General features: G+C 60.8%; 20 protein-coding genes. 9 read left to right on the top strand and 11 right to left on the bottom strand.

Translation table 11 applies throughout. From position 1 onward, the window contains the following. The first annotated feature begins 19 nt into the window (after positions 1–19). Positions 20–541 (top strand): DUF3617 domain-containing protein, encoded by a 522-nt coding sequence (locus PSH80_RS26995; protein WP_057961218.1) that lies wholly within the window; start codon positions 20–22, stop codon positions 539–541. Between the two features lie 14 nt (positions 542–555). On the opposite strand, the gene PSH80_RS26990 is transcribed toward PSH80_RS26995, so the two are convergent. The 5 genes from PSH80_RS26990 to PSH80_RS26970 form a co-directional block, all read right to left on the bottom strand. Next, positions 556–1,893: a dihydroorotase gene (locus PSH80_RS26990; protein ID WP_115129321.1), complete on the bottom strand. Its 1,338-nt coding sequence runs from the start codon at positions 1,891–1,893 to the stop codon at positions 556–558. 2 nt (positions 1,894–1,895) lie between these two features. Next, positions 1,896–2,456 carry a DapH/DapD/GlmU-related protein gene (locus tag PSH80_RS26985; protein WP_115129320.1) on the bottom strand — a complete coding sequence of 187 codons (561 nt, stop codon included), beginning with the start codon at positions 2,454–2,456 and terminating at the stop codon, positions 1,896–1,898. Beyond that, the gene (gene hisI / locus PSH80_RS26980; protein ID WP_057961216.1) at positions 2,453–2,878 is read right to left on the bottom strand and encodes a phosphoribosyl-AMP cyclohydrolase; all 426 of its coding nucleotides are present in this window, start codon (positions 2,876–2,878) and stop codon (positions 2,453–2,455) included. The genes PSH80_RS26985 and hisI overlap by 4 nt, the downstream gene beginning before the upstream one ends. After that, positions 2,875–3,780, bottom strand: a complete 906-nt coding sequence (folE2, locus tag PSH80_RS26975) for a GTP cyclohydrolase FolE2 (protein WP_305418691.1) — start codon at positions 3,778–3,780, stop codon at positions 2,875–2,877. Before folE2 ends, hisI begins: the two co-directional genes overlap by 4 nt. Positions 3,781–3,858: 78 nt before the next feature. Beyond that, positions 3,859–4,227, bottom strand: a complete 369-nt coding sequence (locus PSH80_RS26970) for a hypothetical protein (RefSeq protein ID WP_057440580.1) — start codon at positions 4,225–4,227, stop codon at positions 3,859–3,861. A gap of 126 nt (positions 4,228–4,353) precedes the next feature. On the opposite strand from PSH80_RS26970, the gene dksA reads away from it, so the two are divergent. The 4 genes from dksA to PSH80_RS26950 are packed head-to-tail and all read left to right on the top strand — an operon-like array spanning position 4,354 to position 7,645. After that, positions 4,354–4,758 (top strand): RNA polymerase-binding protein DksA, encoded by a 405-nt coding sequence (gene dksA, locus PSH80_RS26965; protein ID WP_057961215.1) that lies wholly within the window; start codon positions 4,354–4,356, stop codon positions 4,756–4,758. 26 nt (positions 4,759–4,784) lie between these two features. Next, positions 4,785–5,993, top strand: coding sequence for a zinc metallochaperone GTPase ZigA (gene zigA / locus PSH80_RS26960; RefSeq protein WP_057440578.1), 1,209 nt, complete (start codon positions 4,785–4,787; stop codon positions 5,991–5,993). Then, on the top strand, positions 5,993–6,637 hold the full coding sequence (locus tag PSH80_RS26955) for a DUF1826 domain-containing protein (protein WP_057961213.1): 645 nt from the start codon (positions 5,993–5,995) through the stop codon (positions 6,635–6,637). Before zigA ends, PSH80_RS26955 begins: the two co-directional genes overlap by 1 nt. 45 nt (positions 6,638–6,682) lie before the next feature. Continuing rightward, on the top strand, positions 6,683–7,645 hold the full coding sequence (locus tag PSH80_RS26950; protein WP_305420668.1) for a GTP-binding protein: 963 nt from the start codon (positions 6,683–6,685) through the stop codon (positions 7,643–7,645). Here the strand turns inward: PSH80_RS26950 and PSH80_RS26945 are convergent. Further along, complete coding sequence (locus PSH80_RS26945; RefSeq protein WP_057440575.1) at positions 7,639–8,031, bottom strand: DUF3301 domain-containing protein; 393 nt, start codon at positions 8,029–8,031, stop codon at positions 7,639–7,641. The two genes, PSH80_RS26950 and PSH80_RS26945, sit on opposite strands and share 7 nt — an antisense overlap. A gap of 116 nt (positions 8,032–8,147) precedes the next feature. On the opposite strand from PSH80_RS26945, the gene pdxY reads away from it, so the two are divergent. Next, complete coding sequence (pdxY, locus tag PSH80_RS26940; RefSeq protein ID WP_057440574.1) at positions 8,148–9,020, top strand: pyridoxal kinase PdxY; 873 nt, start codon at positions 8,148–8,150, stop codon at positions 9,018–9,020. Between the two features lie 56 nt (positions 9,021–9,076). Here pdxY and PSH80_RS26935 read toward each other — a convergent pair whose 3' ends face one another. Beyond that, positions 9,077–9,562, bottom strand: a complete 486-nt coding sequence (locus PSH80_RS26935) for an acyl-CoA thioesterase (RefSeq protein ID WP_057961210.1) — start codon at positions 9,560–9,562, stop codon at positions 9,077–9,079. A gap of 294 nt (positions 9,563–9,856) precedes the next feature. Between PSH80_RS26935 and PSH80_RS26930 the strand changes: the two genes are divergently transcribed. Continuing rightward, on the top strand, positions 9,857–11,620 hold the full coding sequence (locus tag PSH80_RS26930; protein ID WP_057961209.1) for a cation:proton antiporter: 1,764 nt from the start codon (positions 9,857–9,859) through the stop codon (positions 11,618–11,620). A gap of 52 nt (positions 11,621–11,672) precedes the next feature. Here the strand turns inward: PSH80_RS26930 and PSH80_RS26925 are convergent, their stop codons facing one another. From PSH80_RS26925 to uvrD, 4 genes are all read right to left on the bottom strand, one after another. After that, a complete protein-coding gene (locus PSH80_RS26925) occupies positions 11,673–12,080 on the bottom strand; it encodes an SMI1/KNR4 family protein (protein ID WP_029290059.1) in 408 nt (135 codons plus the stop codon). Between the two features lie 99 nt (positions 12,081–12,179). Continuing rightward, positions 12,180–12,323, bottom strand: a complete 144-nt coding sequence (locus tag PSH80_RS26920; RefSeq protein WP_164844818.1) for a hypothetical protein — start codon at positions 12,321–12,323, stop codon at positions 12,180–12,182. A gap of 103 nt (positions 12,324–12,426) precedes the next feature. Continuing rightward, positions 12,427–13,302: a Tim44 domain-containing protein gene (locus PSH80_RS26915; protein WP_029290048.1), complete on the bottom strand. Its 876-nt coding sequence runs from the start codon at positions 13,300–13,302 to the stop codon at positions 12,427–12,429. Positions 13,303–13,526: 224 nt separating this feature from the next. After that, positions 13,527–15,710 (bottom strand): DNA helicase II, encoded by a 2,184-nt coding sequence (gene uvrD, locus PSH80_RS26910; RefSeq protein WP_305418690.1) that lies wholly within the window; start codon positions 15,708–15,710, stop codon positions 13,527–13,529. A 280-nt stretch (positions 15,711–15,990) separates the two neighbouring features. On the opposite strand from uvrD, the gene PSH80_RS26905 reads away from it, so the two are divergent. After that, entirely contained in the window at positions 15,991–18,870 is a 2,880-nt protein-coding gene (locus tag PSH80_RS26905; RefSeq protein WP_057961207.1) for a GGDEF domain-containing phosphodiesterase, read from the top strand. Positions 18,871–19,026: 156 nt separating this feature from the next. Beyond that, positions 19,027–19,893: a transcriptional regulator HexR gene (hexR, locus tag PSH80_RS26900; protein WP_029290040.1), complete on the top strand. Its 867-nt coding sequence runs from the start codon at positions 19,027–19,029 to the stop codon at positions 19,891–19,893. Positions 19,894–19,902: the final 9 nt, after the last annotated feature.

Here is a 19,902-nt window from a genome sequence, read left to right as displayed (position 1 = left end):
ATTACCCAGGAGTTACCCGATGAATGCTCGTCTGCTTGGTTTGGCCATGGTTGTTGGTTTGACGCTGCCGGTGGCAGCGCAGGCGCAGATGTTGGCGCCGGGCTTGTGGGAATTGACCACCAGCAATATGAAAGTCGATAACCAGAATCTGCCGGACTTGTCGTTGATCCTCGGTCAACTGAAGCAACAGATGACCCCGGAACAACGCGCAATGCTGGAAAAACAAGGCATCACCATGGCTGGCAAGGGCGTGCAGGTCTGCCTGACCCCGGCCCAGGTGGCCTCTGACTCCATCCCGCTGACCGACCCGCAATCGGGTTGCAAGCAAGAGGTCACAGACAAGACCGGCAACCAGTGGAAATTCCGCTTCAGTTGCCCGAAAGCCCAGGGCACTGGCGTGGCCACGTTCCAGAGCCAGAAGGCGTTCACCACCACGGTCAACGGTACTTTCAATGCCACCGGCGTGCAGCAGAACGGCAGCCTCGACACCCATGCGCAGTGGCTGGGCAACGACTGTGGCACGGTCAAACCCCGGGCCTGAACGGCTCCTGGGGTTTAGCGCAGAAAATGCAGGGGCAGCCCCTGGCAACTGTCGATCACCTGCCCCTGGTGCCAGGCCACATGGCCTGACACCAGAGTAGTGCTGACGCTATGGCGAAAACTGCGCTCGGCAAAGGGTGTCCAGCCGCAGCGGGCGAGGATCGGTTGGCTGCTCACCGGTTTGCCTTCGGGCTCGGGTTTGATCAGCACCAGGTCGGCCCAGTAGCCCTCGCGCAGGTACCCCCGGTCGGGAATGGCGAACAGGTCGGCAACGCGATGACTGGTTTTCGCCACCAATGTGGTCAGGGGCAACAGGCCGTCCGCCACCAACTCCATCAATGCCGGTAGCGCATGTTGCACCAGGGGTAACCCCGCTGGCGCCTCGCGGTACGGCCGCTGTTTTTGCTCCCATGTATGAGGCGCGTGGTCGGTGCCGATCACATCCAGGCGATTGCTCAGCAGTGCCAGGCGCAGGGCATTGCGGTCGGCCCGGGTTTTGATCGCCGGGTTGCATTTGATCTGGTGGCCGAGGCGGGCGTAGTCGCGGTCGTCGAACAGTAAGTGGTGCACACACACTTCTGCCGTGATGCGTTTTTCTGCCAGCGGTTTATCTTCAAACAACGACAGTTCCCGGGCGCTGGTCAGGTGCAGCACATGCAAGCGCGTGCCGTGGCGGCGCGCCAGTTCCACGGCCAGGGACGAGGAGCGATAGCAGGCTTCGGCGTCGCGGATCAGCGGGTGGGCGACGGCGGGGATCGCCTCACCAAACCGGTTTCGCAAGCGTTGTTCATTGGCCTGGATGCTCGGCGTGTGCTCGCAATGGGCGAGGAGAATGGTCGGCACCTCAGCAAATAAACGCTCCAGGACGCGTGGATCATCCACCAGCATATTGCCGGTGGAGGCGCCCATAAACACTTTGACCCCGGCGACCTGCCGCGGATCAAGGGCAGCCACGGTGTCGAGGTTGTCGTTGCTGACACCAAAGTGAAACCCGTAATTGGCTACCGAGTGCAGTGCGGCGCGGCGCTTTTTGTCGGCCAGAGCTTCCAGGGTCAAGGTCGCGGGCTGGGTGTTGGGCATATCCATGAAACTGGTAATGCCCCCGGCCACTGCGGCGCGGGACTCGCTGTAAAAACTGCCTTTGTCCGGCGCGCCAGGTTCGCGGAAATGTACCTGGTCGTCGATCATGCCCGGCAGCAGCCATTGGCCTTGGGCATCAATCTCAATCTCGGCCGTTTGCCCCTGGATGCTGCTGGCGATTTTTTCGATACGGCCGTTGGCGACCAGCACGTCGGCATCGAATTCCTGGCCTTCATTCACCAGGCGGGCGTTGCGGATCAGCAAGCGGCTCATGTTTAGAACTCGTTTTGCAGGGCTTTGTAGCCGCGCACCAGGTCGACATTGGTACGCGCCACGTCTTCGGAAAACTCCGATGCGCTGACGCTCACGGGCGGGAACTGCGACAGGTCGGTGTTGGGGCCGATGCGCGTGGTGGACGGCACGTAGAACGCGGCGGGCAAGTCGCGGCCATCGACCACCGAGTTATGCCGCACCACGCAGCCATCACCGACCACACAGTTGAACAGCACACTGTTGAAGCCGATAAACACCCGGTCGCCGACAGTGCAGGGGCCGTGGACAATCGAGCGATGGGCGATGGAGCTGAACTCGCCGATAGTCACCGCCGCACCGGATTTGGAGTGGATCACCACGCCGTCCTGGATATTGGAATTGGCGCCGATGGTGATCGGGTCCATGTCGCCGGTGGCATCGACTTCGTCGGCGCGGATCACCGCATAGGGGCCGACAAATACATTCTCGCCGATGATCACCTTGCCGCAGATGATCGCGGTTTTATCGACGTAGGCCGACTCGGCAATGACCGGCAGATCGCCGGAAGGGTTCTTGCGGATCATGCTGTAGGTTCCTTGAGAGGCGCGGTGATGATGTGCACTTGATCGTTTTCGATAGCGTTGTAAAAACAGGTGGGTCGGCCGGTGTGACAGGCAGGGCCTTGTTGGTCGACGATCAGCAACACGGCATCGCCGTCGCAATCCAGGCGTGCTTCGATCAACTGCTGCTGGTGGCCAGAGCTTTCGCCTTTGCGCCACAACTGCTGGCGCGAGCGTGACCAGTAGCAGACCTGGCCGCTGGCGAGGGTCTCGTCGAGGGCCTGGCGGTTCATCCAGGCCAGCATCAACACTGCGCCGCTGCCGTGTTGCTGGGCGATGGCGGCGATCAGGCCGTCACTGTTCCACGGCAGGGCATCCAATACGGGGGCCAGGGGAAAACGGCTACCCACGGCTGCCGCTTCCAGGTCGAGCATCGTCAGTTTCATGGGGTGCCCGAGGCGCCTCTCGTCCAATGGCTTTCGGCCACGGCGTCATGGGCGTGCAGGCTTTCGGCGTGGATGACTTTGAGTTGAATGGCTTGCACCGCATCCGAGCGTTTCAGTGCCAGGTTCAAGCGGCGCGCGGCGTCTTCGCAAAACATCAGGTTCTGGCCGTTGGCGAGGGCGAACGCCTGTTCATCAGCGCGCTTTACAGCGGTTTGCACGGCGGTGCCGAGGGCTGCTTCGGCCTGGTCGATCAAGGCTGTCAGGGGCAAGACTTGGACGTCGGGTTGCAGATGGACCTGCAACAGCGCACTGCTGCGTTGGCTATGGGGCGTGGCGACGATGCCATTGGCGCTGCCAAGCCAGGCCAGTACATCTTCGTGTTGCAACGACTTGTTGCCGAAGTGATCAACAAATTGCTGTTGAATCAACTGCCTGGCGAGGGCCGCAGAGCATGGGCAGGTGGAAGAGTAGGTCACGTCAATTTTTAGTTCCACGTGGAACATCTGTTTTTCCAGACGCGCTTCGATGGTCACCGGGTAAGTCTTCCAGCCCGATAGCGGGCTGACCAACGCCGGGCGTTTGAGCAGCAAATCGGTGTGAATCCGCAGGTAGGCGCTGCTCGATAACCCTTCATGGCTATCGAGAAATCGCTGCAACACCTGACGCAGCAGCGCCGGTTGCAGGTCTTGTTGCTCGAGCATTTCCAACGCCAGGTACAGGCGCGACATATGAATTCCCCGCGCCTCGCCGTCATCCAGGCTCACGCCGGCATCGGCCTTGGCACTCAAACGTTGGCCGTCGATCAGGATGGGAAGAGCAATGCCGCACATACCCACCCAGTCGAGGGGCAAGGCTTGGCGAGAAGCCTGCGCGGCGATATCGGGCAGAGTCAGCGCATTCATGAGCAGGTCCATCGTTGGAGATAATCTGACATGTTATAGTATAACAATTAGATCGACGATGATTTTTCTACGACCGCTCTAGCACCCGCTGATACGGCTGCAGGTGAACTTGGCGCTGGAGCCTCCGGAACTGGAGAACCGGTTGATCGTGGTCCAGCCCACACGCCGTGTGTAGCCGACCCACGCCTCACCGTCTGAGGCCAGACCGGTAAAGAACGTCAATTGGCCGTAGCGGCTATTGGTCTGCGCCCAGTAACGCTTGCCGATCACCTCGAATCCGCGCAAATACGTGGTGTTGCCTGCGGTCGCGACACTGTAGGCATTGCCCTGGGCATCGACACAGGCCAGCAGGGTGGCGCTGCGGGTGCATGTGGCCAGGGGGCTGGCTACTTGGGCGCCGGCCTGGGTCGCTACCAGCAGCAACACACCGCATAACAGGGATTTCATCGCGTTTCTCGGGGCCTGGAGGCGTTCAAGGATTGTGCCCTTCGTCGTGACGGGCAAGAGGGGATTAGCTTATTTGTATTGTTATACTATAACATCAAAATACAGCCTGACCCGTGAACCGACCTGATGACTGAACAAGACCTGCTCGCTCAACCACCTGCTGATTATATGAATGAGGCCCAGCAGGCCTTTTTCCGCGAGCTGTTGTTGGCTCAGCGCTATGACCTGCAAGCGCGCATCGAAGCCGAGTTCATCGTGCTGCGCGAGCAGGAACCCCATAGCGATCCCGCCGATGTCGGCAGCGCCGAAGAACAGCGCCAATGGCAACTGCGTCTGCTGGAGCGGGAAAAGAAGCTGCTGGACAAGATCGACGAGGCCCTTGAGCACCTCGCCCGTGGTGAGTACGGCTGGTGCCGTGAGACAGGCGAGCCGATTGGCCTCAAGCGCCTGTTGCTGCGGCCCACGGCCACCCTGTGTATTGAAGCCAAAGAACGTGAAGAGCTGCGCGAACGCCATCAACGGGCGATTTGACCGGCCAACCTGATGAGGAACACCCGATGACCGACCGTCTACCCGTAACCGTGCTGTCCGGCTTTCTCGGCGCCGGTAAAAGCACGCTGCTCAATTACGTCCTGCGCAACCGCGAAAATCTGCGAGTGGCGGTGATCGTCAACGATATGAGCGAAATCAACATTGATGGCGCTGCGGTACAGCGCGACGTCAGCCTCAATCGCGCCGAAGAAAAACTGGTGGAAATGAGCAACGGCTGCATCTGCTGCACTTTGCGCGAAGACTTGCTCGTTGAGGTCGGAAAGCTCGCCAGGGAGGGTCGGTTCGATTACCTGCTAATCGAATCCACTGGCATTTCCGAACCGCTGCCCGTGGCAGAAACCTTCACTTTTCGCGATGAAAACGGTCAGAGCCTGGCCGACATTGCGCGTCTGGACACCATGGTCACCGTGGTCGACGGCATGAACTTCCTGCTCGACTACCAGGCCGCCGAAAGCCTGGCGTCACGGGGCGAAACCCTGGGTGAGGACGATGAACGTTCCATCACCGACCTGTTGATCGAGCAGATCGAGTTTGCCGACGTCATCCTTATCAGCAAGATCGACCTGATCAGCAGCCACGAACGTGAAGAACTGGTGGCCATCCTTGAACGCCTGAATGCCCAGGCGCGCATCATTCCCATGGTCATGGGCGAAGTGCCGCTGGCCGAGATCCTCAATACCGGGCGTTTTGACTTCGAGCGCGCGGCCCAGGCGCCGGGCTGGCTGCAGGAACTGCGCGGCGAACATGTGCCGGAGACTGAAGAATATGGCATCGCCTCCACGGCCTATCGGGCGCGCCGGCCCTTCCATCCCCAGCGCTTTTTCGACTTTATCGACCGCCCGTGGGTCAACGGCAGGCTGCTGCGCTCCAAGGGATTTTTCTGGCTGGCCAGCAAACATCGCGACGCCGGCAGTTGGTCCCAGGCCGGTGGCTTGATGCGCCATGGTTTTGCTGGTCGCTGGTGGCGCTTTGTGCCCAAGAGCCAATGGCCCGAGGACCAGCAAAGCGTCGCGGCGATCATGGAGAACTGGCAACCGAGCACCGGCGATTGCCGCCAGGAACTGGTGTTTATCGGGCAGAACATCGACTTCGTGCGCCTGCGCGCGGAGTTGGACGCGTGCCTGCTGACCGACGATGAAATGGCCCAGGGCGTCGAAGGTTGGCGCCTGCTGGTCGATCCTTTTGGCCCTTGGTATGAGGAGGCAGCCGCCTGATGTTGGCCCCTGTGATTCAACTGCGCCCGTTGATTCGCCAGACCCGTGGTGAAACCCCGTTGGCGCTCGCCGATATCCTCGATAACGGGGTGAACCTGGCGCTGTGGCAGCGCCAGTTGCCGCTGCATATCGCCGAGTTTGGTGCGTTGCTGGTCTCGCTGAACGAGCCGCTGGCAGAATCGCTGGTGGTTGAGTTGGACAGTGAAGATGCTGAGCCCAACTTGCAGGGCTTGGCCGCAGGTTGTCGTGACCTTGAAGGCTACGACGGGTTTATCGCCGATGTGGCATGGCTGGTCAGCGCCTTTGCCTGCCTGCTGGGCGCCAAGCGTATTGGCGTGCGGTTAAGGCTGCTGGATAAGGCCATGTGCCCGCGTTTTCACGTCGATCATGTGCCCGTGCGCTTGATCACCACCTATGCCGGTATCGGCAGCCAATGGTTGCGCGAAGGGGTGATGGACCGACGTCAGTTGAGTCAGGCGGACGCGGAGCCCACCGAGCGCATCGAACAAATCCACTGCGGTGAAGTCGCCCTGCTCAAAGGCGAAAAGTGGCGTGGCAATGAAGGCTACGGCTTGATTCATCGTTCGCCGGCGCTGGCCGCCAATGAACGACGGCTGATTCTGACGCTGGATTGGCTGGCATAACCGGGTAGGATCAATCGTCTCTACACGGCCTGAATAATGTCCACGATGCTGCAGAATATTCCCACGCATGTGATTGCCGGCCCCTTGGGGGCTGGCAAGACCAGCTTGATCAAGCACCTGTTCACCCAGCGCCCGGCCAATGAGCGTTGGGCGGTGTTGATCAATGAGTTCGGGCAGATTGGCCTGGATGCTGCGCTGCTGAGCCTGGATGACGACGGTATTGCCATCGGCGAAGTGGCCGGTGGCTGTTTGTGCTGTGTGAATGGTGCTCCGTTCCAGGTAGGGCTAGGCCGCCTGTTGCGTAAGGCCAAGCCGGACCGCCTGTTTATCGAACCCTCAGGGTTGGGGCACCCGGCGCAATTGCTGGCGCAGTTGCGCCAGGCGCCCTGGCAAACCGTGCTGGCCGTCCAGCCTTGTGTGCTGGTCCTGGATGCCCAGGCACTGGCGGCAGGCAGACCGTTGCCCGACGCGCAACGCGAGGCATTGGCCAGTGCCGGGTTGCTGGTGCTGAACAAGGAAGAAGGGCTGGATGCCGCGCAACGCAGCGTTATCGAAAACACATTACCAGCCTGCGAGGTTTACTGGACTCGACAGGCGCAACTGCCATTGGTCCGCCTGCCAGGGTTCGGCGCACAGGCCGGAGCGCCTGTGGATAACGTTGAAGTGCCCAAGGGGTTAACGCAAATCCCGGCAATCTGGAGCGATCCGTGCGTGCCGATTTGCCTGCACCAGGCGCAGGAAGGCGGCTGGAGCATCGGTTGGCGCTGGCACCCGAGCCAGCAGTTCGATCCCGCGTTGCTGCGGCAATGGTTGCAGGGCCTGGACTGGCGCCGTGCCAAATTGGTTATCCACAGCGCCGATGGTTGGGTCTCGGCCAACGCTGTGGATAACACCATGCTCACCTGGCAGCCCAGTGAATGGCGCCGGGACTCACGCATTGAGCTGATCTTCAGCGAAAAGCAGGACGTGGCAGGACTGCAAAAGGCCCTGGCCGCTTGCCGTCAGTGACGGCTCTTGCCGTGCTCCTGACGCCACTGGCTCAGTTCAATCACTTCGGCGCTGGGCGGCGGGGTCTTTATTTCAAACGGGTAGGGCGCCAGTTCGATCTGCGCACTGTGGGCCCCAAACTGGGTGATGGTGCCAGGGTGGCGGGCCTCACCGGTCACGGTGAACTCAAAGTTGTAGACCCGCGCCAAACGCCGGCGGCCGCTGGCGTCCTTGACGAAGCCGATGCGTTTCAAGGCCACGGCGCCGTCGAGCAATTCGATGTCGAGCTTGGCGCAATGCTGTTTGACCCTCTCCAGCGCACGCTCGCGCAAGCCGTGGTTGTGCCACACCCAGGCGGCAGCCGCCGCCACTAGCATCAGCACAAAGATATTTCCCAGGGTCAGCATGCGATTTGCTCCAACAAAGTAAGGCCAGCTTAACTGTGTCTCCGGTCTGTCGTACAGGATGCTTTTAGTCGCATACTGCGCGGCCAGAATTCAACGGTTTTACGGAAGTTTCCTGCATGAAACGCACACCTCATCTGCTTGCGATCCAGTCCCATGTGGTCTTCGGCCATGCCGGCAACAGCGCCGCCGTATTTCCCATGCAGCGAGTGGGGGTGAATGTCTGGCCGCTCAACACCGTGCAGTTCTCCAACCATACCCAGTATGGCCACTGGGCGGGAGAAGTGTTGGCGCCGCAGCAAATTCCGGCGCTGGTGGAGGGGATTGCGGCGATTGGCGAACTGGGCAACTGCGATGCGGTGCTGTCCGGCTACCTGGGCAGCGCCGCCCAGGGGCGGGCGATCCTGAGCGGTGTGGCGCGGATCAAGGCGATCAACCCCAGGGCCCTGTACCTGTGCGACCCAGTGATGGGCCATCCGGAAAAAGGCTGCATCGTACCCCAGGAAGTCAGTGATTTTTTGCTGGACGAAGCGGTGGCCATGGCCGACTTCCTGTGCCCCAACCAACTGGAGCTGGACAGCTTTTGCGGGCGTAAACCGCAGTCGCTGTTCGATTGCCTGGGCATGGCGCGCGCCCTGCTGGCGCGTGGGCCCAAAGCGGTGCTGGTCAAGCACCTGGACTACCCGGGCAAGCTGGCGGACGGTTTCGAAATGCTGCTGGTGACGGCCGAAGGCAGCTGGCACCTGCGCCGGCCGCTGCTGGCATTTGCGCGCCAGCCGGTGGGGGTGGGCGACCTGACATCGGGCCTGTTCCTGGCGCGGGTGCTGCTGGGCGACAGCCTGCTGGCCGCGTTCGAGTTCACGGCGTCGGCTGTGCATGAAGTGCTGCTGGAAACCCAGGCATGCGCCAGTTACGAGTTGGAATTGGTACGGGCCCAGGACCGCATCGCCCATCCGCGCGTGCGCTTTGAAGCCACGCCGATCAGTCTGTAACACCCAAAATCCCCCTGTAGGAACTGGCAAGCCAGCCCCTACAGGGGGATTGTGTTTTACAGCGCGTCGGCTTTGATTTCCTGGTAGCGCTTCTCCAGCTCCTGGCGAATCTGCCGGCGCTGTTTGCCCTGGATAAACCGGCGCTTGTCTTCACTGTTCTGTGGCTGCAACGCTGGCACGGCGGCCGGTTTACGGGCGTCGTCGACGGCAACCATGGTGAAGAAGCAACTGTTGGTATGGCGCACCGAGCGCTCGCGGATGTTCTCGGTGACCACCTTGATCCCCACTTCCATCGACGTGTTGCCGGTGTAGTTGACCGAAGCCAGAAATGTCACCAGTTCGCCCACATGGATCGGCTCACGAAAAATCACCTGGTCCACCGACAGTGTGACGACATAGCGGCCGGCATAACGGCTGGCGCAGGCGTAGGCCACTTCGTCGAGGTACTTGAGCAGGGTACCGCCGTGGACATTGCCTGAGAAATTGGCCATGTCAGGGGTCATCAATACCGTCATCGACAGCTGGGCGTTTCCGGGTTCCATAGCACACTCACGGTTGTAGGCATTGGTTGGGGGGGGCACCTCTGCGGATGCTCGAATCATTACAGCGCCATCCCTAACGGGACGCCGGGACGGGGCTTGCCGTCACGCCCAGGGCGATCTGTTTCCATATATTGCACCGGCTTTCTGCCGCAAGTCGCGGTGTTACCCTTGAAAAGCCCATTTCAAGGGCATTTCTTACGAATAAGGCAGACTTTTCCTTCCGCATATTGCGCGCCGTTGTGGCGGCTGCCTGGAATTCGGGACAGTGCCAGTACCCTCAAGGAGCCCCTCGCCATGCACGCCATCAGTTTTATCCAGGACTTGGCCGTGATCATGCTCGTGGCAGGGGTGGTGACCATCCTGTTCCATCGCTTCAAGCAGCCGGTCGTCCTGGGGTACATCGTCGCCGGCTTTATCATCGGCCCGCACACCCCGCCTTTCGGCCTGATCCACGACGAAGACACCATCAAGACCCTGGCCGAGCTGGGGGTGATTTTCCTGATGTTCTGCCTGGGCCTGGAGTTCAGCCTACGCAAGCTGTTCAAGGTCGGCGCCACGGCGTTTATCGCGGCCTTCCTGGAAATCATCCTGATGATCTGGATTGGCTATGAAATTGGCCAATGGTTCGACTGGAACACCATGGATTCACTGTTCCTCGGTGCGATCCTGGCGATTTCCTCGACCACCATCATCGTCAAGGCGCTCAACGACCTGAAGATGAAAAACCAGCGCTTTGCCCAACTGATCTTTGGCGTGCTGATCGTCGAGGACATCCTGGGCATCGGCATCATCGCCTTGTTATCGAGCATCGCCGTCAGCGGCACGGTCAGCTCCGGCGAGGTATTTTCCACGGTCGGCAAGCTCTCACTGTTCATGATCGTGGCCCTGGTGATTGGCATTTTGCTGGTGCCACGCCTGCTGGCCTACGTGGCCAAGTTTGAAAGCAACGAGATGCTGCTGATCACCGTCCTGGGCCTGTGTTTTGGCTTCTGCCTGCTGGTGGTCAAGCTGGAGTACAGCATGGTGCTGGGCGCCTTCCTGATCGGTGCGATCATGGCCGAGTCCCGGCAATTGCTGAAAATAGAACGCCTGATCGAGCCGGTTCGCGACATGTTCAGTGCCATCTTCTTCGTTGCCATTGGCTTGATGATCGACCCGCAGATCCTGCTGCAATATGCGTGGCCGATTGCGGTGATTACTGTGGCCGTGGTGCTGGGCAAGATGCTGTCCTGTGGCCTTGGCGCGTTTATCGCCGGTAATGACGGCCGCACCTCGTTGCGGGTGGGCATGGGCCTGTCACAGATCGGCGAATTTTCTTTCATCATTGCGGCGCTGGGGATGACCTTGCAGGTCACCAGCGACTTTCTCTACCCGGTGGCGGTGGCCGTTTCCGCCATCACTACGTTGCTCACGCCATACCTTATTCGTGGCGCCGACCCATTGTCCTTGAAGATCGCGGCTGTGATGCCACAGCGTCTGAGCCGGGTGTTTGGCATGTATGGCGAATGGCTGCGCAGCATTTCGCCCCAGGGCGAAGGCGCGATGCTGGCGTCGATGATCCGCAAGATCATCTTGCAGGTAGGGGTAAACCTGGCGCTGGTGGTGGCGATCTTCTTTACCGGCAGCTTCTTCGCCGCGCGCATTGGAGGGTATCTGGAAGGCTGGATCAGTGATCCGAGCTGGCAGAAGGCATTGATCTGGGGTGGTGCGTTGCTACTGTCGCTGCCGTTTCTGATTGCCGCATATCGCAAGCTCAAGGCGCTGTCGATGCTGCTGGCGGAAATGAGCGTGAAGCCGGAAATGGCTGGGCGCCATACCCAACGTGTACGGCGGGTGATTGCCGAACTGATCCCGATTCTCTCGCTGCTGGTGATCTTCCTGCTATTGGCGGCCTTGTCGGCCAGTATTTTGCCGACCAACAAGTTGCTGGTATTGATTGCGGTGGTGACGGCCGCAGTGGCTGCCGTGCTCTGGCGCTGGTTCATCCGCATCCATACGCGCATGCAAGTGGCCTTGCTGGAAACCCTGGATAATCACAAGGACACGCCGGAGCATTGAGCGTATGTGGCGAGGGGGCTTTGCACACCGCCCCCTTGTCACTGGTTTTGGCTCAGCTTTCCAGCCACACGTCCCGCGCCCAGTGCCACACCGATTCCCATGACTCTTCGGTTACCAGTTCTTCTTCGCCGGACCACAAGACCACCGTGCCGTCTTCTTCGACGCAGTAGTAGTCGTCGCCATCCTGGCAAATCGGGATCAGTTCGCGAGGCACGCCGATATCCCAGGCATTGGCGGCGACTTCCGGCAGGTAAGTGTGGGACTGGGGGTCGGTGATGGTCACCGGTTCCAGGCTGCCATACACCACATCGCTGACGGTCAGCAGGAATTCCTTGAACACAAACGGGATGTTGATAAACAGCTGTTCTTCGACTTCCACCAACTGGTCTTCGTCGGGCAGTTCCAGAGGAACCGGTACCGGTTCGTTGGCTTCACGCAATTGTTCGATAACTTCTTCCACGGCCGGGATCCTCATGCTAAATGGCGCGGTTTATAGGGGCGTTTTATACAGTAGCTCGCTATAAGTGCAACCGCGAAATAGAAAACCCGGGGTTATTGGTTAAAACTGCTTTTCCAGCTTTAGGCTGATGCTGTTTTTATCGTAGGAATAAAGCCAGTCGACATTGCTGACGATTTTTGTACTTGCCCCGTCAGACTGGGCACCGCCTCTAGCCAGGCCCTGCGGCTGGGCAATACGCAGCATGCCGACTTTTCCACAGGCAAAAAAACACCCCGGCTGTGCAGGCTTCTTAAAGCACTGCACAAAACCGGGGTGTTCGTTACAGCAGGCTGTAGGCCTTTGCGGATCAGCCGTTCTGGCGGATACCGGCTACCAGCCAAGGCTGGTTTTCGCCCTGTGGACGTTCCATGTTCCAGCTTTCGCTGAACACTTCGCCCTGGTCGAAGCGCGAGGTCTTCGACACACCGCTGAAGGTCAGGGTGGCGATGGTCTTGTCGGCGCGGTCATCCACACCTTCCAGTTGTACGCGCAGGTCGTCGATATAGGTCGACTGGAAAGCGTCGCCCAACTCGGCACGTTCGCGCTTGAGGAACTCCAGCAGTTGCGGGGTCACGAACTCGGCGATCTTGTCCATTTCGTTGGCGTCCCAGTGTTGCTGCAGGGACTGGAAGTGGTTGCGGGCCGCTTCGACGAAACGCTCTTCGTTGAACCAGGCTGGCGCATTGATCACCGGACGGGCGGCAGCAGCCGGTGCCGCCGAGCCGCCGAAGATCGAACCCATGGCAGGCTTTTGCTCGAACACTTCACGCTGCATCGGCGCGCCGGCTGGAGCCAGGTGCTCCTGCTGCTTGCGGCGACGGGCGGCGATAAAGCGGAAGATCACAAAGGCGATGACGGCCATGATCAGGATGTCGAAGATCTGCATGCCCTGGAAGCCGCCGCCCATGAACATGGAAGCGAGCAGGCCACCGGCAGCGATACCGGCCAGAGGGCCCAACCAGCGCGAAGCACCGCCGGCCTTGGCAGCAGCGCCTGCGGCACCGGCTGCACCTGCGGTGGCAGCCGCTCCGCCCATGCCGCCAGCGGCTGGGGCCATTTGGCTGGTCTGGTGGCTCGGCGCTGCGCCGGAGCTTTTACCGCCACCGAAGCGTTTGGCGTTGGCGTCGAGGCTCATCGTCAGGCCGATGCACAACGCCATGGCGATGCTAAGAAAACGTTTCATAAAGGGAATTCCCATTTGTGGATTGCACGCGCGCCATGTTGCACAGGTGTAGAGGCAGTGGCTAGCGGCATAATGTTTCGGGCTTTTGCGTAAGACCTATTCGGAATGGTCTGTAGGACTAATTACAGATATTGGCCCGTACGTGTGAAAAACAAGGGCAAGGCGACCCATTACACCCAGGCAGAGCGTCCGGGCGCTCCCACGCAGAGCGTGGGAACGCTCAGTCAGACCGCTTCGAGCTTGGCGTAACCCATCATTAGCCACTTGCTGCCTTCGGCGAAGTTCACCTGCACTCGGGCCTGGGCCCCGGCGCCTTCGAAGTTGAGGATCACCCCTTCGCCAAAGATCGCATGCCTGACCTGCTGGCCAAGGCTGAACGGGGTCTCGGGAATTTCCGAACCGGCAAACATGCTGCTGGAGTTCTGCTGCTGGCCGCCGCCAAACGGCCGGCTGACGCTATTGGACAAGCGCACTTCCTGAATCAGCCCTTTCGGCACTTCCCGTACGAAGCGCGAGACCTTGTTGTAGGTTTCGCTGCCATACAGGCGCCGTGTCTCGGCGTAGGTCATCACCAGGTTCTGCATCGCCCGGGTGATACCCACGTAGGCCAGGCGGCGTTCTTCCTCAAGGCGGCCGGGCTCTTCCAGGCTCATCTTGTGCGGGAACAGGCCTTCTTCCATGCCCACCAGGAACACGTAGGGGAATTCCAGGCCCTTGGCACTGTGCAGGGTCATCAACTGCACGCTGTCTTCGTGCTCGTCGGCCTGGGTATCGCCCGCTTCCAGGGAGGCATGGCCGAGGAACGCCGCCAATGGCGACAGGTCGGCATCTTCCTCACTGTTCTCGAACGCCCGGGCGGCGCTGACCAGTTCCTCAAGGTTTTCTACCCGGGCCTGGCCTTTCTCGCCTTTTTCCGCTTCGTGATAAGCGATCAGGCCGGACTGTTCGATCACGGTCTGGGTCATCAGGTGCAGCGGCATTTCCAGGCACTTGACGGCGAGGCTGTCGATCAACTCGACAAACCCACCCAAAGCCCCGGCAGCGCGGCCGGTCAGGCCTTTATTGGCGATCAGCAGGCGCATGGCCTCCCACATCGACACATCGCTGTGACGCGCATGCTCGCGGATCGCCTCGACGGTTTTCTCGCCGATGCCCCGTGCCGGTACGTTGATCACCCGCTCCAGCGCTGCATCGTTGCCGCGGCCTTCCAGCAAACGCAGGTAGGCCATGGCGTTCTTGATTTCCGCACGCTCGAAGAAGCGTTGGCCGCCATAGATGCGATACGGGATGCGCTCGCGCAGCAAGGCTTCTTCCAACACCCGCGATTGGGCGTTGGAACGGTACAAAATAGCGATATCGCTGCGGGCCAGCCCGGTTTTCAGGGCGCTTTCAATGGTTTCGACCACATAGCGCGCTTCGTCGTGCTCGTTGAAGGCGGCGTAGAGGTTGATCGCCTCGCCTTCGCCGCCATCGGTCCACAACTCCTTGCCCAGGCGCCCGGTGTTATTGGCGATCAAGGCGTTGGCGGCCTTGAGGATCCCGGCGGTGGAGCGATAGTTCTGCTCCAGGCGAATAGTCTCGGCGTCGGGGAAGTCGTCGGAGTACTGGTAGATGTTCTCGATTTTCGCGCCGCGCCAGCCGTAGATCGACTGGTCGTCGTCGCCCACCACCATCAGGCTGTCGCCGCCCTTGGCCAGCAGGCGCAACCAGGCGTACTGCACGGCGTTGGTGTCCTGGAACTCGTCCACCAGGATGTGCCGGAAGCGCTTCTGGTAGTGCGCGAGCAAACCGGGGTTGTCGCGCCACAGGTCGAGGGCGCGCAGTAGCAGTTCGGAGAAGTCGATGACGCCGGCACGCTGGCAGGCCACTTCATAGGCTTCATAAATGCTGCGCATGGTGGCCAGGAACAGGTCGCCACTGGCCTGGATATGTTGCGGGCGCAGGCCTTCGTCTTTCTGGCCGTTGATAAACCACTGGGCCTGGCGGACCGGCCAGCGTTGTTCATCCAGGCCCAACTCGCGGATTACCCGCTTGACCAGGCGTTGCTGGTCATCGCTGTCGAGAATCTGGAAGGTCTGGGCCAGGCCTGCCTCCTGCCAGTGGGCCCGCAACAGGCGGTGCGCCAGGCCGTGGAAGGTGCCGACCCACATCCCGGCCGGGCTGATGCCCATCAACTGCTCAATGCGGTGGCGCATCTCGGCAGCGGCCTTGTTGGTGAAGGTCACCGACAGGATCGAATGCGGGGATGCGTTCTCGACCTGGATCAACCAGGCGATACGGTGCACCAGCACGCGGGTTTTACCGGAGCCAGCACCGGCCAGGACCAACTGACGGCCAACGGGGGCTGCTACGGCCTGGCGTTGGGCATCGTTGAGGGAGTTCAGCAAAAGGGAGAGATCATCGCGCATCGGCGCATTCTAGGGTGCCGGGGGAAGGGGGGCAAATCCCATTGCCGGGTGGTCGCTACAAAAAAACCGCCGGCGCTGTTCAATCGGTAAATATTCCAGCCACGGTGATGACTGGTAAGTCATCCTCTGCAGCCCGCGCCCTGTCTTGTTCAGCCCCTCTGGGCCAATGGTTTGCGGGGGTTTATTCGCGGATTTTTATGATCCAGAGCAGTTTGGTCTGCCCGTCTGCTTGTGTATGCTCCGTCGACGTTTCGGGCTCACCATTATAAGAACACTGCCTATGACCCTCAGCACTGACTTGCCCGGCCCTTCTGTCGCGCCGGAGCAGGTTATCCGCAAGCATTACGCCATGGAGATGGCGGTCGAGCGCACGCGTCTGTTGTACCAGGGGTCGTTGCTGCCCACGTTGTTGATGCTGATTAACGGTCTGGTCTGCGCCTGGTTGCTCTGGAGCCCGCAGCGTTATGTGCTGGTCGGCAGTTGGCTGGTGTGGTTGCTGGCCCTGGTGGCGATGCGCGTGATCCAGGTGGCGGCCTTCGACAGCGCCTTGCCCAGCCGACAGGCTCAGCCGGTCTGGCGGCGGATGTTCATGCTCGGTTCGGCGGCCAGTGGCCTGACCCTGGCGAGTGCGGCCATTGCCCTGGTGCCCTTGGATAGCTTCGTGCAGCAGGCCTGGGTCTTTGGCCTGATTGGCGCGGCCACTTTATCGGCCAGCGTGGCTTACGCCGTGAGTTTGCCGGCGTTTTTGTCGTTTGCCTTGCCCTGCCTGGTGCCCACCATCCTCTATCTATTCTGCAGCGGCGAACCGCAACTGCAGGGTTGGAGTTACCTGGGCCTGATCCTGCTGGCATCCCTGAGCCTGGTGGCATGGCAGGTCAACCGCCTGATCCAGCGCGGTTTGCTGCGGCGCTTCCAGAACCAGGCCCTGATCGAGCACTTGCAACAGGCGCGTCAGCGTAGCGAGCAGTTGAATCAGGACCTGGTGCGCGAGGTCGAGCAGCGCCGCCAGATCGAGCAGGAACTGCGCGAGGCCCAGGTCGGCCTGCAACAGCGCGTCGAACAGCGTGGCCAGCAATTGGACGCCGCCAGCCTGGCCCTGAGCAAAAGCGAGGCGCGCCTGGCCATGGCGTTGCAGGCCAGTGAGCTGGGATTGTGGGACTGGAACCTGCAAACCGATGAAGTCCACCACACCCAACTCAAGGAGTTGTTCGGCCTGGAGCCGGAATACGTCACGGCGATGCTGCGCGACCTCAAGCCACGCCTGCACCCGGACGACTTGCCGCTGCTCAAGTACGCGCTGGTGGAGCACTTGAAAGGGCGCAGCGAGGACTATCAGGTGGAGTACCGCGTGCGCCATGGCGACGGGCGCTGGGTGTGGATCGAGGACCGCGGGCGCGCCGTAGAGCGCACCGCCAGCGGGCGCGTGACGCGCATGCTCGGTACCCGGCGCGATATCAGCGCCGGCAAGGCGGTGGAAGAGCAGTTACGGCTGGCGTCCACGGTGTTCGAGGCGGCCAGCGAAGGCATCGTGATCCTGGACCCGGAGTACGTGTTGATTGCGATCAACCAAGCCTTCAGCCGTGTCACCGGCTTTGATATCGACGACATGCTGGGGCGCAATGTCGTGGAGTTGCCGTGCAGCCGCGACGCTCGCCGGCACTTCCCGGTGATTCGCCAGGCCCTGTTGAACCACGGCAGTTGGCAGGGTGAACTGGTAGAGGCGCGCAAGAACGGCGAGCTGTACCCGCAATGGCTGCAATTGAGCGTGGTGCGCGATGTTCGGGGAAATGTCAGTCATATCGTGGGCTTCTTCGCCGATTTGTCCGCCCGCCGCGAGTCCGAGGAGCGCATGCGCTACCTCACCCATTACGACGAACTGACGGGCCTGGCCAACCGCTCGCTGTTCCGCGAGCGCCTTCGTGAGGCCCATCAACGGGTGCGTCAAGGCGGCCGCAGCCTGGCGTTGCTGCATATCAACCTGGACCGCTTCAAGCTACTCAATGACAGCCTGGGCCACGAAATTGCCGACCAATTGCTGCAAAAAATGGCCAGGCGCCTGATCAATGCCTTGCCGGAAGCCGACACCATTGCGCGACTGTCTGGCGACGAATTCGCGGTGTTGTTCGACGCCTATGGCAGCCTGTCGAGCCTGGCGCGGGTGGCCACCCGACTCTTGGCCAAACTGCGGGTGCCGGTGGCGGTGGAGGGGCATGAGTTGGTGGTCAGCGCTTCAATCGGTGTCAGCCTGTTACCGGATAACGCGCGGGAAATTTCCGCATTGGTCAGCCAGTCAAACATGGCCATGCAACACGCCAAGCATCTGGGCGGCAATAACTTCCAGTTCTATACCGACAGCTTGCAGGCCAGCACCCTTGAGCGTTTGCAGCTGGAAAACCAGTTGCGCAAAGCCATTGATGAGCGCCAGTTGAAGGTGTTCTACCAACCCAAGCTGTGCCTGGCCACCGGCAAGATGAACGCCGCCGAGGCGCTGGTGCGCTGGGACCATCCGCAGTGGGGCAGCGTGCCGCCGGGTGATTTTATCGGGCTGGCGGAAGAGACCGGGTTGATCGTGCCATTGGGCGAGTTTGTATTGCGCCAGGCCTGCTGGCAGGCCTGTGAATGGCAGCGCCAGGGCCTGGCGCCGATCCGCGTGTCGGTCAACCTGTCGGTGCACCAGTTGCGCCAGGGCAAGTTGGTCAGCCTGGTACGCCAGGTGCTGGACGAAACCGGGTTGGCCCCGCAGTACCTGGAGTTGGAGCTGACTGAAAGTCAGTTGCTCGACAGTGTCGAGCACATCATCGCCACCTTCCAGCAACTGCGCGATCTGGGGGTGAAGCTGGCCATCGACGACTTTGGCACCGGCTATTCGTCCCTCAGTTATCTCAAGCGCATCCCGGTGGATTACGTGAAGATCGACCAGACCTTTATCCGCGGCCTGGGCCAGGGGCGTGAAGACTTGGCGATTACCCGGGCCATCATCGCCATGGCCCATGGGTTGTCGCTCAAGGTGGTGGCCGAGGGTGTGGAAGATCAGCAGCAGCTGGATTTCCTGCGCGCTGAAAACTGCGATGAGGTGCAGGGCTATTTGATCAGCCGGCCGATCGAGGCCGAAGGACTGGCGGATTTGTTACGGAAAAATGCAGATTTTCCTGACGGCTAGCCAGGCGCCATCGGGTGCTACATCGCATTTGCCCGCTGATTCAGGGGGCAGTAGGGCGATTTAGTGATGCATCGAGCGGGCAAATCAGCAATTCTTGTAGTATAACTACAAGCTTGCTACATCCCTGGCGTCTGCCAATAACAAGAGTCCTGCCCTTTGAACCTGTTGCAACATATCGCCCAGTCGCGCCACCTGTTACGCAAATCGGAACTCAAGGTTGCCGATCACGTGCTGCTTGACCCTGCGGCCGTGATGCACAGTTCCATGGCTGACCTTGCCCACAGCGTGGGGATCAGCGAGCCGACCATCGTGCGCTTCTGCCGCGCCATCGGTTGCTCGGGGTTCCAGGACTTGAAGCTGAAACTGGCCCAGAGCCTGGCGGCCGGTGCCAGCTTCGGGCAGTTCGCGATTCATGAAGACGACTCCGTCGCCGACTACAGCCTGAAAATTTTCGACACCACCCTGCACACCCTGATGGAAGTGCGGGAGAAGCTCGACCCGATCGAGCTGCAAAAAGCCGTGACTGCCATGTCCCAGGCCCAGCGCGTGGAGTTCTATGGCTTTGGTGCGTCGGGTGCGGTGGCGGCGGATGCCCAGCACAAGTTCTTCCGTCTGCTGCTGACGGCGGCGGCCTACAGCGACCCGCATATGCAGGCGATGTCGGCGGTGACGTTGAAACCCACCGATGTGGCGATCTGTATTTCCCAGTCGGGCCGCTCCAAGGACTTGCTGATCACCGCCAACCTGGTGCGTGAAAGCGGCGCCTCACTGATCACCTTGTGCCCGAGCCAGACGCCATTGGCGGAGCTGTCCACGGTCAACCTGGCGATTGATGTGCACGAAGACACCGAGATCTACACCCCGCTGACCTCGCGGATTGCCCACCTGGTGGTGATCGACGTGCTGGCGATGGGCGTGGCCATGGCGCGTGGCCCGAGCCTGGTCAACCACCTCAAGAGCGTCAAGCGCAGCTTGCGCAGCCTGCGGCTGTCGCCCAAGTCCGTCAAAGCCCTCGACGACTGACCCAAGGTG

This window comes from Pseudomonas sp. FP818, assembly GCF_030687335.1.
Lineage (GTDB): Bacteria > Pseudomonadota > Gammaproteobacteria > Pseudomonadales > Pseudomonadaceae > Aquipseudomonas > Aquipseudomonas shahriarae.
The sequence above is the reverse complement of the archived record's forward strand: the minus strand, read 5'-3'. Positions and strand labels throughout refer to the sequence as shown.

What these genes read in the sequence shown, in the direction of transcription:
- PSH80_RS26995 (WP_057961218.1), top strand. Translation starts at nt 20, where the DNA reads ATGAATGCTCGTCTGCTTGGTTTGGCCATGGTTGTTGGTTTGACGCTG.
- PSH80_RS26990 (WP_115129321.1), bottom strand. Translation starts at nt 1,893, where the DNA reads ATGAGCCGCTTGCTGATCCGCAACGCCCGCCTGGTGAATGAAGGCCAG.
- PSH80_RS26985 (WP_115129320.1), bottom strand. Translation starts at nt 2,456, where the DNA reads ATGATCCGCAAGAACCCTTCCGGCGATCTGCCGGTCATTGCCGAGTCG.
- hisI (WP_057961216.1), bottom strand. Translation starts at nt 2,878, where the DNA reads ATGAAACTGACGATGCTCGACCTGGAAGCGGCAGCCGTGGGTAGCCGT.
- folE2 (WP_305418691.1), bottom strand. Translation starts at nt 3,780, where the DNA reads ATGAATGCGCTGACTCTGCCCGATATCGCCGCGCAGGCTTCTCGCCAA.
- PSH80_RS26970 (WP_057440580.1), bottom strand. Translation starts at nt 4,227, where the DNA reads ATGAAATCCCTGTTATGCGGTGTGTTGCTGCTGGTAGCGACCCAGGCC.
- dksA (WP_057961215.1), top strand. Translation starts at nt 4,354, where the DNA reads ATGACTGAACAAGACCTGCTCGCTCAACCACCTGCTGATTATATGAAT.
- zigA (WP_057440578.1), top strand. Translation starts at nt 4,785, where the DNA reads ATGACCGACCGTCTACCCGTAACCGTGCTGTCCGGCTTTCTCGGCGCC.
- PSH80_RS26955 (WP_057961213.1), top strand. Translation starts at nt 5,993, where the DNA reads ATGTTGGCCCCTGTGATTCAACTGCGCCCGTTGATTCGCCAGACCCGT.
- PSH80_RS26950 (WP_305420668.1), top strand. Translation starts at nt 6,683, where the DNA reads ATGCTGCAGAATATTCCCACGCATGTGATTGCCGGCCCCTTGGGGGCT.
- PSH80_RS26945 (WP_057440575.1), bottom strand. Translation starts at nt 8,031, where the DNA reads ATGCTGACCCTGGGAAATATCTTTGTGCTGATGCTAGTGGCGGCGGCT.
- pdxY (WP_057440574.1), top strand. Translation starts at nt 8,148, where the DNA reads ATGAAACGCACACCTCATCTGCTTGCGATCCAGTCCCATGTGGTCTTC.
- PSH80_RS26935 (WP_057961210.1), bottom strand. Translation starts at nt 9,562, where the DNA reads ATGGAACCCGGAAACGCCCAGCTGTCGATGACGGTATTGATGACCCCT.
- PSH80_RS26930 (WP_057961209.1), top strand. Translation starts at nt 9,857, where the DNA reads ATGCACGCCATCAGTTTTATCCAGGACTTGGCCGTGATCATGCTCGTG.
- PSH80_RS26920 (WP_164844818.1), bottom strand. Translation starts at nt 12,323, where the DNA reads ATGCTGCGTATTGCCCAGCCGCAGGGCCTGGCTAGAGGCGGTGCCCAG.
- PSH80_RS26915 (WP_029290048.1), bottom strand. Translation starts at nt 13,302, where the DNA reads ATGAAACGTTTTCTTAGCATCGCCATGGCGTTGTGCATCGGCCTGACG.
- uvrD (WP_305418690.1), bottom strand. Translation starts at nt 15,710, where the DNA reads ATGCGCGATGATCTCTCCCTTTTGCTGAACTCCCTCAACGATGCCCAA.
- PSH80_RS26905 (WP_057961207.1), top strand. Translation starts at nt 15,991, where the DNA reads ATGACCCTCAGCACTGACTTGCCCGGCCCTTCTGTCGCGCCGGAGCAG.